Genomic DNA, 16,200 nt, shown 5'->3' on the forward strand with positions numbered 1-16,200 from the left:
CTTCCAAGGGAGAATTCTCAATAGCTGCTTCATTTGTATCTACTACGATAGGGGGCCTAAACACTCAGAAATTTGATCGGAGAAAAGTCCCTCTTAGAAGAGGGAAGAAAATGATCCCCGAATCATTTTCAGGGGGATGTTAGTGATTGAAAAGTAATCCCTACAAATACTTCTCTTTGATGATCTCAACATGATGCAGTTCATGGCCGGCTATGATAAAAGGGAATGAGCGCACGGTGAACTCGAACCCACTTGCTGTACCCTTCAGGTCGATCATCTCTTTGGTCATATTTTGAAAGAGGTGTATGGATGCGATCCGAACGGCCAGATATTCATTGGCAAGATTGCTGATGGTACGGCTGTTGTAGTTAGAGTATTTCACATAATCATTTTGTTCCATACCCGGTTGAGGGTTGGGGTCACGTCTGGAAAAAGCCTGGGCCCGATAAGCAAACATCCTTTCAGTTTCGATCAGGTGTCCTATGATCTGCTTGATGGTCCATTTCCCTTCCGCATAGGAATAGAACGCCTTGTCACCGGGTATGGCATTGATGAAAGTATAGAATTCATGCATTTGCGCTTTAAGGGTTTCTATGATATTTCCTTTTGGTACGTGAGCCACATAATTAGCATAATAGTGCGCATACTCTGAGCCGGATGGATGTTCATTATCCCAAACTGACATATCGTTAACCTCTGTATTTAATTTAAAATAATATAGTAGACCGTGGGATAAAATCGAATAAAAAAATCCCGCATCTCAATTAAGAAATGCGGGATCTTGAATTTGAATAAAGTACAAGTAGTGATCTTAGTTATTCACTTCCAGACTTTCGGTTTTGCTGGAACTTGCTTTTTCGTCATCCGCATAAGAAGTCGTAACAAATGCATAGGTTACGCCATCCACTGTTCTCCAGTCAGAGTATTCGGTTTTGACCGTTTGATTACCCCCGGCCTGTGGATTGAATTGTGAATAAGTGCTCATCATTGGAAGGAATGTGGCCGGGTCTAAATAATATGTAACAGGCGATTCAAAGTTGATCTTCAGCTTTACATATTCCTTATCACCGATCGTTTCGGTTCCCATATATTCAGCATCAACAGCGCTTCTGTCGATGGCAATACTCATATAGCTTCTTTTGATTTCATTCTGTACCTGCTGAACCTGAGCCGGTGGCATTGGGAATTCCTGAGAACCCAGTTTCTGAGTTCCCTTGCCATCTGCAACATTGATCTCTATCTGACCTTGTGGAGTATTAAGCACCGCATTTTGTGAGTTCTCAACAAAATTGATATTCACAGTACCAGAAACAGCGATCTCACCCATAGGCGAATTGATGGTTTGTTCACCCACAGTGGTGATAGACTCAACCTCAGTGCCGGGTTCAACAATGGCCTCAGCCATATTCTTTAGCCATTCCTCTCCCTGTGCAGCATCACCGGCTTCCTGTGGCTCATCTGATGCAGGTTGAGGAATAGTGATGTCCAACTCGTTTACGTTTCCGTATTTATCAAGCTGGTCACCGATCTCAGCTTTGTTGCCAACAACCAGGATCTGTACCTGATCCGGATTCATATATTCACGTGCAACACGCTGAATATCTTCAACGGTTGTTGCTTTAATACCTTCAACCAATTTATCAAAGGCATCTTCGGAGAGGCCATTGTATTCGTTACTGATCCGTTCATTGAGGATCTGGGATTTGCTATCGTAACGGAAAACGAGAGAGTTCAGGAATCGGTCTTTGGTATCCTGTAATTCTTTTTTAGTTATAGGCTCATCCTGCAATTTTTTTACCTCAGCCAGGATCGCATCAATAGCCTGAGCAGTTTGCGCACTGCTGGTCATAGTAGTCAGGCGGAATGTGCCCGGATAATTGATATTGGAGCCATAACTTCCGCCTACTGAATAAGCAAGCCCAAGGTTGGTACGAACTTCCTGAAAAAGTCGGCTTGAAAAACCGCCCCCAAGGATCTGGTTCATTACCTGAATGGCAGGATAGTCAGGATTTTCACGTAGCCCGCCGATATGCCCCATTGTTACATAACTTTGGTTAACATCCGGCTTATCCACTAAATTGATGGTGGAGGGATAATCGTAATCAACCTCAGGGTAAAGAAGGGTAGTTGGGCTACCGGTCGGTAAGCTGCCAAAAGCCTCACGCAGCTTTTGTTTCATTTCATCAGTATCGAAATCACCGACAATACCAACGGTCATGTTGGAACCTGTAAAATGGTTTTTGTGGAACTCGATCATATCTTCACGAGTGATGTTATCCACGGTCTCATATTCTGTCTGACGGGTATATACAGAGTTTTCACCATAGATCAGCTCCTGGAACTCGCGCCCGGCGATCTGCTGTTGCTGGTCATTCCTTCTGGAAATGCCACTCTTTGTCTGTGTCTTGGCCAGGTCGATCTTATCCTGGGGAAATGCCGGGTTCTGAAGCAGGTCCACAAATGCCGGAAGGAGGTTATCGAAATCTTCCTTTAAAACATTCATAGTTGCCCCACCTGAACCAAAGCCGATAAAAGTGGACATGAAGGCGGCGTTGTCCTCAAGTAATGTATTCAGCTGATCAGCCGGATAATTTTCCGAACCGCCTTCCCGCATAACCTGCCCGGTCATACTGGCTAATCCGGTTTTACTTTCAGGCACTAACAGGCCTCCGGTCTTTACAGTGACCCTTACATTGACAAGGGGAAGTTCCTTGTCTTCAACCAAATAGAATTTGATACCGTTATCAAGATTGAATTCCTCAATTTCCGGCATATTGATCGGGTTCAACTCCGGATATTCGATCTCATCATACCTTTTCTGCGCCATGATAGGCAACGCAAAAAGTGCAATAAATAAAAATATTGTTAATCGTTTCATAATTGGATCAGTTTGATTTTAAACTCTTCTATTAGGAGTCAGCACGTACAGTTGCGCCAACGGTGCGATTGTCTTTGGTCAGGTACTCCTGAGCAACCCTTTGAAGATCCTCGAGCGTCACCTCATTGATCTTATCAAGACGGAGGAAGACCTCTCTCCAATCGCCTTTGTTTGCATAGGTGCTGGCAAAATTACTGGCCAATCCTGTGTTGTTATTCAAACCGCGGATGATTCCTGCCCGGATGTTAGTTCTGGCGCGATCCAATTCTTCTTGAGTGAGTACACCTTCTTTTACTGTCTCGATCTCAGTGTAAATTGACTGTTCCAGTGTGTCCAGTTCCACATTCATGTTTGGTACGGCAAGGGTGAGGAACATGGATGAATACTTACTTCCGGGAAAACCATTGAATGCTCCGACCTGTAATGCAAGCTGATCTTCTTCAACTAATTTCTTATACAAGCGTGAAGTACGGCCGTTTGAAATAATGTTGCCTAATAGATTTAGAGCTTCAAAGTCTTCATGTGATTCAGAAACGCCATGGTACCCGATAAGCATGATCGGTTGGGAGTTACCTTCAATAGTAAATCTTCTTTCACCGCGTTGTGCCGGTTCCTTCGTTGTAACAATAGGAGCGGGTTCTCCTTCACGAAGATCACTGAAATACATTTCAGCAAATTCCTTCATTTTTTCAGGTTCCACATCACCTGCAATAGCAATAGTGATATTGCTAGGTACATAATATGTCTCGTAGAAATCTCTGGCATCTTCAATTGTGGTAGCTGTAATGTCTGAGTTCCAGCCTACGACCGGGCGGCCATATGGATGGGCTGTGTAAGCAACTGCAAGAAATTCCTCAACAAGACGTCCTATTGGGTTAGATTCAGTTCTCATGTTACGTTCTTCGCGAACCACTTCCTTTTCAACGTAAAACTCACGGTAGGTAGGGTTCTTGAACCGGTCTGCTTCCAGGTTGAACCAAAGTTCTGCTCTGTTTGAGGGAAGGCTGTAAAAGTAATTGGTGAAATCAGCTCCGGTTGAGGCATTCAGTCCGGTTCCGCCATTTTGCTGTATGATCTGGGAGAATTCATTATTTACCACGTACTGCTTCGATTCCTCTTGATAACTCTGAAATTCAGACCAATACTGATCCATCAGGGAACTGTCAGGATTGGTTTTATAGCTTTCACGAAGCCAGTTCTGATAAGCTTCATCCATTTTCTCTATGGCTACTTTTTCTTCATCCCAGTTCGTAGTTCCAATATAGTGGGTACCTTTAAAAGCCATATGCTCAAAGATGTGAGCTATGCCGGTATTACCAACGGGCTCGTTTGCTCCTCCCACATCAACATGGGTATAGAAGCTCGCAACGGGTGCGTCATGTCTTTCAATGATGATAAAGTGAAGGCCGTTATCGAGTGTGAACTCGGTTACTTTTTCTTCAAATTCCTCCAAGTACTGTGCCTGAATCCCCGAAAAGGAAAATAGCAAGGCAAGCATCAGCAAGGAGATTGCTGTGGTCTTGTTGTTTTTCATTTGTACGAATGTTTATGAATAGTAATAATATGTAAACAGGAAAATGCTGTAAATGCTATTATTTAGCAAACTTTGGCGAAAATTCTTTTAGGGGAAGTCCGTCTTTTGAAGACATCTCGTTTTGCTCGTCTGCCCGGGATAATTCCATCACATATGATACGTGTTTGGGGTTATAGTACCGCTTCTGAAAATATACTTTCTTACCACCGGTAGTGCGTGAACACCGGTCTATTTCCAGTAAGGCATCATTGGGTTCTACCTGTAGATGTTTTGCAATGTATTCATCTGCATTGGCAGCGGTTAGTTTATAACTGCCTGCCTGAATAGGGATCTCATATTTTTCTTCAATTATATTATAAATAGTCTGCGTAGTGAGGTCCTCATCAAACAAAAGCTGCCCATATCCGGGGGGAAGCCAGGTAATATCAAAAGCTATTGGGTTACCACTTCCCAGGCGTATGCGGTCAACCCGGATCAGTTTCATATCGGGACGAATATCAAGGATCTCGTTTACTTCCTTTATCGGATCCACTTTCTTTAAATTAATTAACCGGGAACTGCTTTCAAGACCGGCTTGCCTCATGTCCTCAGCAAAGTCAGTTAACCTGACCAGATTACTCTTCATATTCTTGTCGCTCACAAAAGCACCGACGCCCTGTTTGCGATAGATCAGGCCATCATTTTCGAGATTCTGCAAAGCATGCCGAACCGTTACACGGCTCACCTTGAAATAATCACACAGTCTTTTCTCTGAAGGGAGTTTTTCGCCTGACTCATAATTTCCTTCAGTGATCTCTTTCTGTAGATGCTGTTTGACTTGCTCGTGTTTTGAGGCTAATTGTTCCATATCTGTGTACTTATATTCAATAAATAGTAAATAGTTTAATACAAGTGTTAACACATCATAAATAACACCTATAATGTCATTGCGACCATAAAAATCCCGATAAATATCGGAATGAATATACTTGTTATAACATGTTGATACAAATTTAAAAACTCTTGTATCATTGGTGTGAAGAAAAATTAAACGATCAATCAACTAACAAAAATACAATGGACATACTTACTCAACCTATGCCTTGGTACATTGCCGGTCCGATCATCGGATTAACCGTTCCGGTACTTCTCATTCTGGGAGGAAAGATGTTTGGTGTTTCGGCGAACTTACGCCATGCATGTGCAGCATGTAACTTTGGCAACGTAGAATTTTTCAATTATGACTGGAAAGAAGCCGGTTGGTGGAATATTACCTTTTTGGTAGGATCCGTACTAGGCGGTTTTCTTGGAGGATACGTATTTGCAAACCCTGAACCTATCGACCTGGCTGCATCAACGGTCACGGATCTTCAGGCACTGGGAATAAATGACTTTAGTGGATTGGTGCCAGCCGACCTCATCTCTTGGGAGGCTTTAGGCACACCAACGGGACTCATCGTGATGATACTAGGAGGATTCCTGGTAGGATTTGGAGCCCGATATGCCGGCGGATGTACATCCGGCCATGCTATATCCGGACTATCTGATCTTCAGCTTGCTTCACTGATAGCTGTGATAGGCTTCTTCATCGGTGGCTTATTGATGACTTACCTGATCTATCCAATCATACTTTAAATTATTAAAAGCAGAACAATGAAAATTTTAGAATATCTCAAATACTTATTGATAGGAACAGTTTTTGGATTCATTCTGGTGAAGTCTGAAGTGGTTTCCTGGTTTAGAATTCAGGAAATGTTCCGGTTTGATTCAATTCACATGTACGGAATTATAGGTCTGGCAGTTGTGGTGGGTATCATCTCAGTTCAGATCATAAAGAAAAAGAACATTAAGGATACCAAAGGTAATCCAATCACTATACCACCAAAAGATGCCACGCAATGGAAGCGTTACATTATTGGCGGAAGCATGTTCGGCTTAGGCTGGGCATTGTTGGGAGCCTGCCCGGGACCCATGTTCGCACTTCTCGGTAGCGGAATTACCGTGATGATCATCCCAATTTTATCAGCAATTGCAGGAACCTACGTCTATGGTATGCTTCGAGATTCTTTACCTCATTAATGAAAATGAACTCAGAGATCAGGAGTTAGAACTCAGTAAAGAAATACTGACTACTGAGCCCAGAGATCTGAAACCCAAGATTATTTAATAAAACAACACAGGAGACACATTATGTATTTCAAACAATTCTTTGACGAAAAACTAGCACAGTATGCTTACATGGTTGGTTGCCAGGCTGAAGGAACAGCTATCGTGATCGACCCAATGAGAGACATCGATCAGTATATTGAAGCTGCAGCAAAAGAAAACCTGACCATTGTAGGTGCTGCAGACACACACATTCACGCTGACTACATATCCGGTCTGCGCGAGTTTGCCGAGAGAGGCGTGAAAGTTTACGCTTCTGATGAAGGAGATAAAGACTGGAAGTATGAGTGGCTTATCGGCAGTGACTATGACTATCAGTTACTCAATGACGGTGATGAATTCAGTATTGGAAATATCACCTTTAAAGCATGGCATACACCGGGTCATACACCTGAACATTTAAGCTATTTCATTACTGATGGTGCAGCCGCTGATCAACCAATTGGTATTGCCACAGGTGATTTCATCTTTGTAGGTGATGTTGGTCGTCCTGATCTGCTCGAATCTGCTGCCGGACAAGCAAACGTAATGGAGCCTTCAGCCCGAACCTTGTTCAAATCAGTTGAGGACTTCAAGAGTGTTCCGGAATTCATGCAGATCTGGCCTGGTCACGGCGCAGGCAGTGCATGCGGAAAAGCACTTGGTGCCATACCTGAAACCACCGTTGGTTATGAGTTGCGATACAATGCATCCATCAAATCAGCGACTTCAGAAGATGACTTTGTGAAATTCATTCTGGAAGGCCAACCTGAGCCACCATTGTATTTTGCAAGAATGAAGCGTGATAATAAAATTGGACCAAAAGTGATCAAAGGGCTACCACAGCCTAAGCATTTGACCCTGAAAGAGCTGGGTAAACTGTCCGGAAATAAAAAAGTGGCAGTTCTGGATACCAGGGAAAGAGATGAATTCTCTCAGGGACACCTGCCAGGATCACTATTGTCACCGCTGAACAAGCAGTACAATACCGTTGCCGGTTCTTATATCACTGAAGATGAAGAGATCTATCTGATCGTGGAAGAACATCAGCTGACTGAAGCTGTTCGTGACCTGTATCGAATTGGTCTTGACAATGTGGTTGGCTATGTGACTCCGGTTGATCTGGATCACTATGCTGAGCATGGCGGCGAGCTTGAAACACTGGCTGTAGAGAAGTTCGATGGCATTGATAAGTATGTCGGTGACGACAACTATCAGATCCTGGATGTTCGTAAGGCTTCAGAATATGATGAAGGAAACATCGAGGGAGCACAAAATATCGCTCACACCCGATTGCTTCCAAGAATCGATGAAGTGCCAAGTGAAAGAAAGATCGTAGTTCATTGCCAGGCAGGAGGTCGTTCAGCTGTAGCAGCCGCTCTCTTGCAACGTAATGGCTACGAAGTTACCCTCATCGATGATGAGTGGGAGAACTATGAAAAAAGAGCAGCAGCGACTGCTTAATTGTTGATAGAGTTCGTAGGGGCGGCTTGTGATCGCCCACTACGGCATCTATCAAAAAAGAGCGGATAATGAAAACTTATTCGCATTTCTAAAACTTGATGGGGTTGGTCAAAAAGAGAGTCAAGTAATTTGTACCCCGAAAACCCATCCCAAGGGGATGTGAGAGGCCTCTTGGGTTCTAATAAAATTAAACATTGAAATTCATAAGCCGGTTTTTGTAGAGGCATTCTACGGAATTCCCCTACGGTAACCGATTCAAAATCGAATCACCACAATGAAATCTAATACATCATTCATCGCAAAATATATCCCGATCCTGGACTGGATAAAGTCCTATAACTCTGAGGATGCAAAGGGTGACCTTAACGCGGGTATTACGGTTGGTATTATGTTGATCCCACAAGGGATGGCCTATGCCATGCTTGCCGGACTACCGCCTATTTATGGTCTGTATGCATCCATTGTACCGCTGATTCTTTATGCCATTTTTGGTACATCGAGACAGCTTGCCGTAGGGCCGGTTGCCATGGTATCGTTGCTGGTTTTAGCCGGTGTGGGCGAAATTGCAGAAGTTGGCAGTGACCGCTTTATACAATTGGCTATTATGACGGCAATGGGAGTCGGTTTATTCCAGTTTTTCATGGGAGTTTTTAGGATGGGTTTTTTGGTGAACTTCTTGTCTCATCCGGTATTGAGTGGATTCACCTCTGCCGCGGCCTTGATCATTGGAGGCAGTCAGGTGAAGAGCATTCTGGGAATTGATATACCAAGAACCAACTATGTGCATGAGATCGTAATGAACACGATCCAGAAAGCCAGTGAGATCGATCTGTTCACGGCGTTGATAGGGTTCGGTTCCATTGCTACTATCATTTTATTAAGGAAATGGAAAAAGACATTCCCATCAGCATTAGTGGTAGTGGGATTGGGAACCTTGGTTACTTACATATTTGGGCTTCACGAGTCCGGCGTTGCCATAGTGGGTCAGGTGCCTGAAGGATTACCAAGTTTTAAGCTCACGTCTTTTAGCTGGTCAGATTTTGAGGTGATTTTTCCAACTATACTTGTGATCTCATTGGTCGGTTATATGGAATCCATAGCAGTGGCTAAAGCTATCGCCAATAAGCGAGGATATAAGGTGGATCCCAATCAGGAACTCATTGGATTGGGTGTAGCCAATATTGGTGGCGCCTTATTTCAATCTTATCCGACCACAGGTGGGTTTTCCAGAACAGCTGTGAATGATCAGGCCGGTGCCAGTACGGGTATGGCGTCTATCATAAGTGCGGTTATTATAGCACTGACGGTACTCTTCCTTACCCCTTTATTCTATTATCTGCCGAAAGCAGTATTGGGTGCCATTATTGTTGTGGCTGTGGCTGGATTGTTTGATACCCATGAAATGAAACACCTTTGGAAAACCGACAAGAAAGACCTGGCAATGTTAATGGCCACTTTCATTGCAACTCTGGCTCTTGGAATTGAGGAGGGAATTGCAATAGGTGTGGTATTGTCGCTCGTGATGGTGATCTATAACAGCACTAAACCACACAGTACCGAGTTGGGCCGCCTCGGTGAGACCAAAAATTTCAGAAATGTGAACAGATATAAAGAGGCTAGAACTGAGGAAGAGATCCTGGTTTATCGCTTTGACTCTGAATTATACTTCGCGAATGTTGAACATTTCCGTTCGGCTATAGACACCCTGATAGATAAAAAGGGAGAAGGGTTGGAACTGGTGGTATTGGATGCATCGGCCATAAATAGCGTCGATTCAACAGGTGTACATGCTCTGGAAGAGTTGATCAAAGACCTGGATGACAAGGATATTGAATTATATTTTGCCGGAGCTATTGGACCTGTTCGTGATAAACTCAAGATCAGTGGAATTACTGATGGATTGAGTATCTCGAATTTCTATTTCGATGTATCTGATGCCATTGAAGCATATAAAGCTGGGCATCAGAAAGATCACGATTATTCACCCGTTCAAACAAATCTTTAAACAAGCTTTAAGCCACTAAATGAATCCCCTTGGTTTAAGACATAATTGGAAGCAATTTTCGCTACTTGTGCTTATCAACGCATTTGTTGGTGGCATGGTAGGGTTGGAGAGAACAATTCTCCCTGAAATAGCAGAAAGTGAATTTGGAATGGCCGCCCGTTCGGCGATCTTCTCTTTCATTGTTGTGTTTGGGATCACCAAAGCTGCATCCAATTATTTTGCCGGCCGTTTTGCCCAGCAATTTGGCCGAAAGAAAATGTTGATCATCGGTTGGTTATTTGGCCTGCCGGTGCCATTTATTTTAATGATGGCCGACAGCTGGAACTGGGTGATCGTGGCTAATGTGTTTTTGGGTATCAACCAGGGGCTGGCATGGTCGGCTAATGTGATCATGAAAATTGATCTGGCCGGGAAAAAAGATCGTGGTCTGGCCATGGGGCTAAATGAATTTGCGGGATATCTAGCCGTGGCCGTTGTGGCATTTTTGACAGGCTGGATCGCTTCAGAGTTTGGATTGCGTCCTTACCCGTTCTATCTGGGTATTGGACTGGCCGGAATTGGTTTGCTGATGTCAGTAGCCCTGGTTAAGGACACTGCCCCCTGGGTAATGGCAGAGTCATCTGAAGGTGGCAATGAAAAACGAAGTAAGCAGAATCTATTCTGGAAAGGGTCATTTGGAGATCGCAATTTGTTTGCCGTCTCACAATCCGGAATGGCTACGAATTTAAAAGATGGAATGGCGTGGGGAATTTTCCCGCTCTATCTGGCTGCTGCCGGTCTGGACCTATACCAAATAGGTATTGTAACCGGGATCTACCCGGCATTTTGGGGGATCCTTCAGGTTGTGACCGGAAAAATATCTGATTTTACAGGCCGAAAAAATATGCTGCTTGCAGGATTGATGGTTCAGGCCGGAAGTCTTTTAGTGTTTCCATTGCTAGATCAATTTTATGAATTTGTGATCGCTGCTTCTTTCCTCGGTATTGGAACCGCTATGGTGTATCCGACCTTTCTGGCAGCCGTGGCAGATCTGGTTCACCCGGAAGACCGGGCAGAGAGTATTGGGGTTTTCAGGCTATGGAGAGACGGAGGATATGCGGTAGGAGCCCTTCTGGCTGGGATATTAGCAGATATATTCGACCTGGGGTTTGCCATTACCATCACAGGAATTATTGTAATGATATCCGGAATTACTTTGTTATTCAGTATGAATAAACTTAAAAAACCAATAGCTCACTTAACCTGATAGCATTATGTGGAAAACGATTTTAACAATAGCGTCAATATTAATTATAGGTATTATCATGTTTAACATGTTTACAAAACAATCAAATGGCATCGATATAAGTATCGATGAATTCAAGGAGAAATATGCAGATGATGCAGGCGTCGTTATAGACGTGCGCACTCAGCAAGAGTACGACGAAGGTCACCTTGCTAAAACAGATATGCAGCTTGACCTGATGAATGGTGAGTTTGAAGATTCACTGGATGAATTGGAAAAAGACAAGACGTACTATTTGTACTGCCGAACAGGTAACCGAAGCGGACAGGCTGCCCGCATCATGAAAAGTGAGGGATTCGAAAAGGTATATAACATAGGTGGTTTCGAGGACCTTGCAAATGCCGGGTTTGAAGCCGAATAGTTTCCTTAGTTCATAGTATAACTTCACAGTGATTGATCGTTCGTGAAGCAAAAAGGGCGTATTATGTACGCCCTTTTTTAATGCCCGGATATATTCAACTTGGAAGAATAGAAACAGATCGTCTATAAAAACTTAAGGCTCTTGAAGTGATCATAAAGTACTTTAAATAAATCTTCACATAATTGTACTACACTGAGGCATGACTTTTGACCCTGCTTGTCATTACAAGTCGGAATACAGAGGTAGATTTATTTTATTTCAGTTAAACAAAATTAAAGGATGATCATGGATAAAGCTTTTGATGTACTTGTAATTGGCGGTGGAACAGGTGGAATAATGACCTCATCACAGATCTTGAAGAAAGATCCGTCGCTAAAAGTTGGGGTCATTGAACCCGGGGATACCCATTACTATCAACCGGCCTGGACATTGGTAGGAGCAGGTACCTACGATATGGAAAAAACTGCTAAACCCATGAAAGAGGTAATGCCGGATAAAGTTACCTGGATCAAGGATAAAGCCATTGGTTTCAAACCAAAAGAAAATAAAGTAACTACGGAAGCAAATGGTGACCTAGAATATAAATACCTGATCGTTTCTCCGGGATTGGTTATGGCTCCTGAGATGATCGAGGGTCTTCCTGAAGCCATGGAAAAAGGGATCGTTTGCAGTAACTATACAGACCCTGAACATGTTTGGGAAACCCTGAAAAATTTTAAAGGCGGAAATGCCATCTTCACTCAGGCTAATACCCCGATCAAATGTGGTGGTGCGCCACAGAAGATCTGTTATTTATCGGCAGACTATTTCAGAAAGAATAATATTGATGCCAATGTTGTGTTTGCCACCCCCGGTACGGTCATTTTTGGAGTAGATAAGATCAGAAGGACTTTACAGAAAGTGATCGAGAGATATGATATCTATTTCCGTCCTTACTATGCACCGGTACGTATAGATGTTGAGAATAAGATCGTTCACTTCAAATTCATTCAAACCGATGAAAATGATTGTACGGTTCAGGAAGGAAATGTCTTGGGTGAGACTTTGGTTGGAGATGCTGATATCGAAATGCCATTTGATATGTTGCACCTGGCCCCGCCACAACGAGCACCGGAATTTGTAAGAAACTCAGACCTGGTAAATGCTGAAGGATGGCTGGATGTTGATCATCATTCCTTACAGCATAATAAATACCCGAACATATTTGGAGTGGGTGATGTGTGTGGATTACCAACGGCCAAAACGGGAGCTGCCATTCGTAAACAGGCACCGATAGTGATCGATAATATATTTAAGCTGATGGCCGAAAAAGAAGCGGATAATGCATCATACAACGGATATTCCTCATGCCCGTTGATAACAGGCTACGGTAAGATGATATTAGCGGAGTTTGACTATGACAACAACTTCACACCGGATCCAAAACTGAAGCAAATGCTGGTATTTGACAGCTCTAAAGAACATTACAGGTTGTGGTTGCTTAAAAAGTATGTACTACCTTACCTATATTGGAATAAGATGCTGAAAGGGAAGAAGGTGTAATTAAAATCAGATTCAGTTAGAATTTAAAAAGAAAAGTTATATCCATGCCTCTCATTGGTCATTCTGATGAGAGGTTTTTTATATTAACTAATCATAAATATCAATTCTTTTGGAATAATTATAGATGATCAATGAGTGGCTGATCGGCGGACTTTTATTTGGCTTTTTGGGTAGTGCACACTGTGTGGGTATGTGCGGGCCGATCGCCCTGGCTCTTCCCGTAAACGCCATGCAAGGGGTGAAGAAATACACAGGGATCTTTCTCTACAACCTGGGTAGGACCATCGTATATGTTCTATTGGGAACTGTAGTGGGCTTTTTCGGAAAACTGGCCGGATTGGTAGGCTTTCAGAAATGGCTATCCGTTCTGACGGGTGTTTTAATTATAGCTGCAGTTTTGATCCCAAAAGTCAGAAACAAACTGAACAGCTGGCAGGCCTTTCCATCAAACAGGATGGGAGCGATCGTGAAGCCTTTTAAAGCTTTAATGAAAAAGAACTCAGTCTCTGCTCTATTCGGAATCGGTTTGTTAAACGGACTTCTTCCATGTGGATTTGTCTATATGGCTATTGCAGCAGCTTTAAATACCGGAAGTACCACTTCAAGTATGATCTTTATGACCGGGTTTGGTTTTGGAACCATGCCGGCTATGTTCACCGTTGCCTTAAGCCCCGGCTTCTTAAGTGTGGAGATGCGAAGAAAGATCCAGAAATTTCTACCCTGGGCTACCATTATTTTAGGACTTATCCTGATCTACCGCGGACTCTTTATGATGGGTGGTCATTAGCATTACCAATTAGGTACAATCCGGAAGATCCGGCTTTACCTGATGAAAGAATTACTGATAAAAATATGACATTTAGATTCCTGCCAGCGCAGGAATGACCGTCTTCTACATATTCATTAATGAAAAGCACTCATTCCTAATTCGCGAAAGCCATTGCTCGAATCACCATCGCTTTACCCACATGGTATTTTCCTTCTTTTAGGTCGATCTCCATTTCCTCCATCCATTCAATATCAGTACCAGATAACAGCCCCCTTAATTTTTCCTCAGTATACAGTACCCGTTCATCCTTTGGTCCGCCTGATTCACGGCCAAGTTGTTGGACTGAATACACTTCAACAATGATCGGTGCACCCGGCTTCAGGCTTTTAATGATGTTGGAGTAAACATCCTTGATGATAGAACGGGGTAGATGCACGTAAATAAAGGCGGTAGCATCGAATCGGTTCACTTTGAAATCATATTCCGATAAATCTGCAATGTCGTAAGTGATTTCCACATCTTTTTCATCAGCCAGTTTTAAGGCCTTTTTCCGGCCGGAGTGACTGTAATCCACCGCAACGACCTCCCAGCCCTGAGTTGCCGCGTACACTGAATTTCTTCCTTCACCATCTGCGGGAAGAAGGATCCTGCCCGGTTCAAGCTTGTCAAGTTGTTCTTTGAAGAACCGGTTTGGTTCGGTTCCATAAACGAATTCAGTTTCAGCGTAGCGCTCGTTCCAAAAATCTTTCATTTCAGTTTTTGATGGATGTTTAATGTGGTATTTTCATACAGCTTAACTAACGGAAATTAATACTATCTCATTCATGTTTTTTCAGCAAATTTTTGAAGAAAAACTAGCTCAATATGCTTATTTGATCGGTTGTCAGGCTTCTGGCGAAGCGATCATCGTAGATCCTATGCGGGATATCCAGCGGTACCTGGATATTGCAGAAAAAGAAGGGTTGGAGATCGTTGCTGCTGCAGAGACTCATATCCATGCCGATTACCTGACAGGAATGCGTGAGTTCGCTGAAAAAGGAATAAAAGTATATGTATCGGATGAAGGTGATGCTGACTGGAAATATGAGTGGGTCACAGGGAGTGATTACACCCATCGGTTACTTAAAGAGGGTGATGAATTTACGATCGGTAATATCAAATTTACTGTAAAACACACCCCGGGACATACTCCGGAACATATCAGCTACCTGGTAACGGATGGTGCGGTTGCTGAGGAACCGATGGGGATACTGTCGGGTGATTTTGTATTTGTAGGGGATGTAGGCCGACCGGATCTGCTTGAGACCGCTGCCGGTATGGAAGGAGTCATGGAAGATTCAGCACGTGAATTGTATCGTTCCCTCCAGACCTTTATGGATATGCCGGAATATTGGCAGGTATGGCCGGGACATGGAGCCGGTAGTGCATGTGGAAAAGCGCTAGGGGCTATTCCGGAATCTACAATAGGATATGAACAAAGGTTTAATGATTCACTGCGTGCTGCCACATCAGAACAGAATTTTGTGGATTATATTTTACAGGGTCAACCCGAACCGCCACTGTATTTTGCGCGAATGAAACGCGATAACAGGAAAGGACCTAAGGTTCTTGGAGGTCTTCCTCAGCCCGGTAATATGACGGTGGCACAGATGATAGGGGAGGTTCGAATGACACAAGCGGTGATACTCGATACCCGTGAGCGGGCTGAATTTATGAGTGGCCATATTCAGGGTTCGTTACTATCACCGCTTAATAAAGCTTTCAATACAGTAGCAGGTTCTTACATTCTGGAAAATGAAAAGATATTCCTGATCATAGAGGAAGACAATGTTGAGGAAGCAGTAACAGACCTGATTCGAATAGGTCTTGATAAGGTTTTTGGTTATGCCACACCGAAACAGCTTAAGAAATTTGAGGAGGATGGTGGTGAATTATTTTCTACGGAGACGATCAATTTTGATGCAGCAGAACATTATTTGAACAAAGAGGCTGCGTATCTATTGGATGTAAGAACATCCTCCGAATTTGAGGAAGGCCACATTCCCGGGTCCATTAATATTTCTCATACTCGTTTACTTGAGAGAATGGATGAAGTGCCTGAAGATAAACCGGTGATGGTATCCTGTCAATCAGGAGCAAGGGCTGCGGCTGCTTCAGCACTGCTCGAAAGCAAAGATTTCGTTGTCAAATATGTGGATGACCTGATAGAGGAATGGCTGGAGGAGAATAAAGAATAAT

The 16,200-nt window shown here is 43.3% G+C and carries 14 protein-coding genes; 9 read left to right on the top strand and 5 right to left on the bottom strand.

Annotated features, from left to right (window positions below):
• Positions 1–160 precede the first annotated feature (160 nt).
• From AC13FX_RS06040 to AC13FX_RS06055, 4 genes are all read right to left on the bottom strand, one after another.
• Positions 161–685 (bottom strand): DinB family protein, encoded by a 525-nt coding sequence (locus tag AC13FX_RS06040; protein ID WP_482879619.1) that lies wholly within the window; start codon positions 683–685, stop codon positions 161–163.
• Positions 686–811: 126 nt separating this feature from the next.
• Entirely contained in the window at positions 812–2,878 is a 2,067-nt protein-coding gene (locus AC13FX_RS06045; RefSeq protein ID WP_482879621.1) for a M16 family metallopeptidase, read from the bottom strand.
• A 31-nt stretch (positions 2,879–2,909) separates the two neighbouring features.
• On the bottom strand, positions 2,910–4,412 hold the full coding sequence (locus AC13FX_RS06050) for a M16 family metallopeptidase (protein ID WP_482879622.1): 1,503 nt from the start codon (positions 4,410–4,412) through the stop codon (positions 2,910–2,912).
• A 58-nt stretch (positions 4,413–4,470) separates the two neighbouring features.
• Positions 4,471–5,259: a GntR family transcriptional regulator gene (locus AC13FX_RS06055; protein WP_482879624.1), complete on the bottom strand. Its 789-nt coding sequence runs from the start codon at positions 5,257–5,259 to the stop codon at positions 4,471–4,473.
• Positions 5,260–5,468: 209 nt separating this feature from the next.
• Between AC13FX_RS06055 and AC13FX_RS06060 the strand changes: the two genes are divergently transcribed.
• From AC13FX_RS06060 to AC13FX_RS06095, 8 genes are all read left to right on the top strand, one after another.
• Positions 5,469–6,026: a YeeE/YedE family protein gene (locus AC13FX_RS06060; RefSeq protein WP_482879625.1), complete on the top strand. Its 558-nt coding sequence runs from the start codon at positions 5,469–5,471 to the stop codon at positions 6,024–6,026.
• Between the two features lie 18 nt (positions 6,027–6,044).
• A complete protein-coding gene (locus tag AC13FX_RS06065) occupies positions 6,045–6,470 on the top strand; it encodes a DUF6691 family protein (protein WP_482879626.1) in 426 nt (141 codons plus the stop codon).
• Positions 6,471–6,581: 111 nt separating this feature from the next.
• The gene (locus AC13FX_RS06070) at positions 6,582–8,000 is read left to right on the top strand and encodes a rhodanese-like domain-containing protein (RefSeq protein WP_482879627.1); all 1,419 of its coding nucleotides are present in this window, start codon (positions 6,582–6,584) and stop codon (positions 7,998–8,000) included.
• A gap of 274 nt (positions 8,001–8,274) precedes the next feature.
• Positions 8,275–10,005 (top strand): SulP family inorganic anion transporter, encoded by a 1,731-nt coding sequence (locus AC13FX_RS06075; protein ID WP_482879628.1) that lies wholly within the window; start codon positions 8,275–8,277, stop codon positions 10,003–10,005.
• A gap of 19 nt (positions 10,006–10,024) precedes the next feature.
• Positions 10,025–11,251: an MFS transporter gene (locus tag AC13FX_RS06080; RefSeq protein ID WP_482879629.1), complete on the top strand. Its 1,227-nt coding sequence runs from the start codon at positions 10,025–10,027 to the stop codon at positions 11,249–11,251.
• A 67-nt stretch (positions 11,252–11,318) separates the two neighbouring features.
• Positions 11,319–11,651 (top strand): rhodanese-like domain-containing protein, encoded by a 333-nt coding sequence (locus tag AC13FX_RS06085; protein WP_482879630.1) that lies wholly within the window; start codon positions 11,319–11,321, stop codon positions 11,649–11,651.
• A 285-nt stretch (positions 11,652–11,936) separates the two neighbouring features.
• The gene (locus AC13FX_RS06090; RefSeq protein WP_482879631.1) at positions 11,937–13,193 is read left to right on the top strand and encodes an NAD(P)/FAD-dependent oxidoreductase; all 1,257 of its coding nucleotides are present in this window, start codon (positions 11,937–11,939) and stop codon (positions 13,191–13,193) included.
• A 124-nt stretch (positions 13,194–13,317) separates the two neighbouring features.
• Positions 13,318–13,980, top strand: a complete 663-nt coding sequence (locus tag AC13FX_RS06095) for a sulfite exporter TauE/SafE family protein (RefSeq protein ID WP_482879632.1) — start codon at positions 13,318–13,320, stop codon at positions 13,978–13,980.
• Positions 13,981–14,116: 136 nt separating this feature from the next.
• Here AC13FX_RS06095 and AC13FX_RS06100 read toward each other — a convergent pair whose 3' ends face one another.
• Positions 14,117–14,713, bottom strand: a complete 597-nt coding sequence (locus tag AC13FX_RS06100; protein ID WP_482879633.1) for a class I SAM-dependent methyltransferase — start codon at positions 14,711–14,713, stop codon at positions 14,117–14,119.
• A 73-nt stretch (positions 14,714–14,786) separates the two neighbouring features.
• Here AC13FX_RS06100 and AC13FX_RS06105 point away from each other — a divergent pair, with 73 nt between their 5' ends.
• On the top strand, positions 14,787–16,199 hold the full coding sequence (locus AC13FX_RS06105) for a rhodanese-like domain-containing protein (RefSeq protein WP_482879634.1): 1,413 nt from the start codon (positions 14,787–14,789) through the stop codon (positions 16,197–16,199).
• Position 16,200: the final 1 nt, after the last annotated feature.

The organism is Gracilimonas sp. B-17, assembly GCF_056857935.1.

Excerpts from the sequence above, each read along its gene's own strand:
- AC13FX_RS06085 (WP_482879630.1), top strand. The coding sequence starts at position 11,319 with ATGTTTACAAAACAATCAAATGGCATCGATATAAGTATCGATGAATTC.
- AC13FX_RS06090 (WP_482879631.1), top strand. The coding sequence starts at position 11,937 with ATGGATAAAGCTTTTGATGTACTTGTAATTGGCGGTGGAACAGGTGGA.
- AC13FX_RS06075 (WP_482879628.1), top strand. The coding sequence starts at position 8,275 with ATGAAATCTAATACATCATTCATCGCAAAATATATCCCGATCCTGGAC.
- AC13FX_RS06050 (WP_482879622.1), bottom strand. The coding sequence starts at position 4,412 with ATGAAAAACAACAAGACCACAGCAATCTCCTTGCTGATGCTTGCCTTG.
- AC13FX_RS06065 (WP_482879626.1), top strand. The coding sequence starts at position 6,045 with ATGAAAATTTTAGAATATCTCAAATACTTATTGATAGGAACAGTTTTT.
- AC13FX_RS06040 (WP_482879619.1), bottom strand. The coding sequence starts at position 685 with ATGTCAGTTTGGGATAATGAACATCCATCCGGCTCAGAGTATGCGCAC.
- AC13FX_RS06095 (WP_482879632.1), top strand. The coding sequence starts at position 13,318 with ATGATCAATGAGTGGCTGATCGGCGGACTTTTATTTGGCTTTTTGGGT.
- AC13FX_RS06080 (WP_482879629.1), top strand. The coding sequence starts at position 10,025 with ATGAATCCCCTTGGTTTAAGACATAATTGGAAGCAATTTTCGCTACTT.
- AC13FX_RS06060 (WP_482879625.1), top strand. The coding sequence starts at position 5,469 with ATGGACATACTTACTCAACCTATGCCTTGGTACATTGCCGGTCCGATC.
- AC13FX_RS06070 (WP_482879627.1), top strand. The coding sequence starts at position 6,582 with ATGTATTTCAAACAATTCTTTGACGAAAAACTAGCACAGTATGCTTAC.
- AC13FX_RS06045 (WP_482879621.1), bottom strand. The coding sequence starts at position 2,878 with ATGAAACGATTAACAATATTTTTATTTATTGCACTTTTTGCGTTGCCT.
- AC13FX_RS06105 (WP_482879634.1), top strand. The coding sequence starts at position 14,787 with ATGTTTTTTCAGCAAATTTTTGAAGAAAAACTAGCTCAATATGCTTAT.
- AC13FX_RS06100 (WP_482879633.1), bottom strand. The coding sequence starts at position 14,713 with ATGAAAGATTTTTGGAACGAGCGCTACGCTGAAACTGAATTCGTTTAT.
- AC13FX_RS06055 (WP_482879624.1), bottom strand. The coding sequence starts at position 5,259 with ATGGAACAATTAGCCTCAAAACACGAGCAAGTCAAACAGCATCTACAG.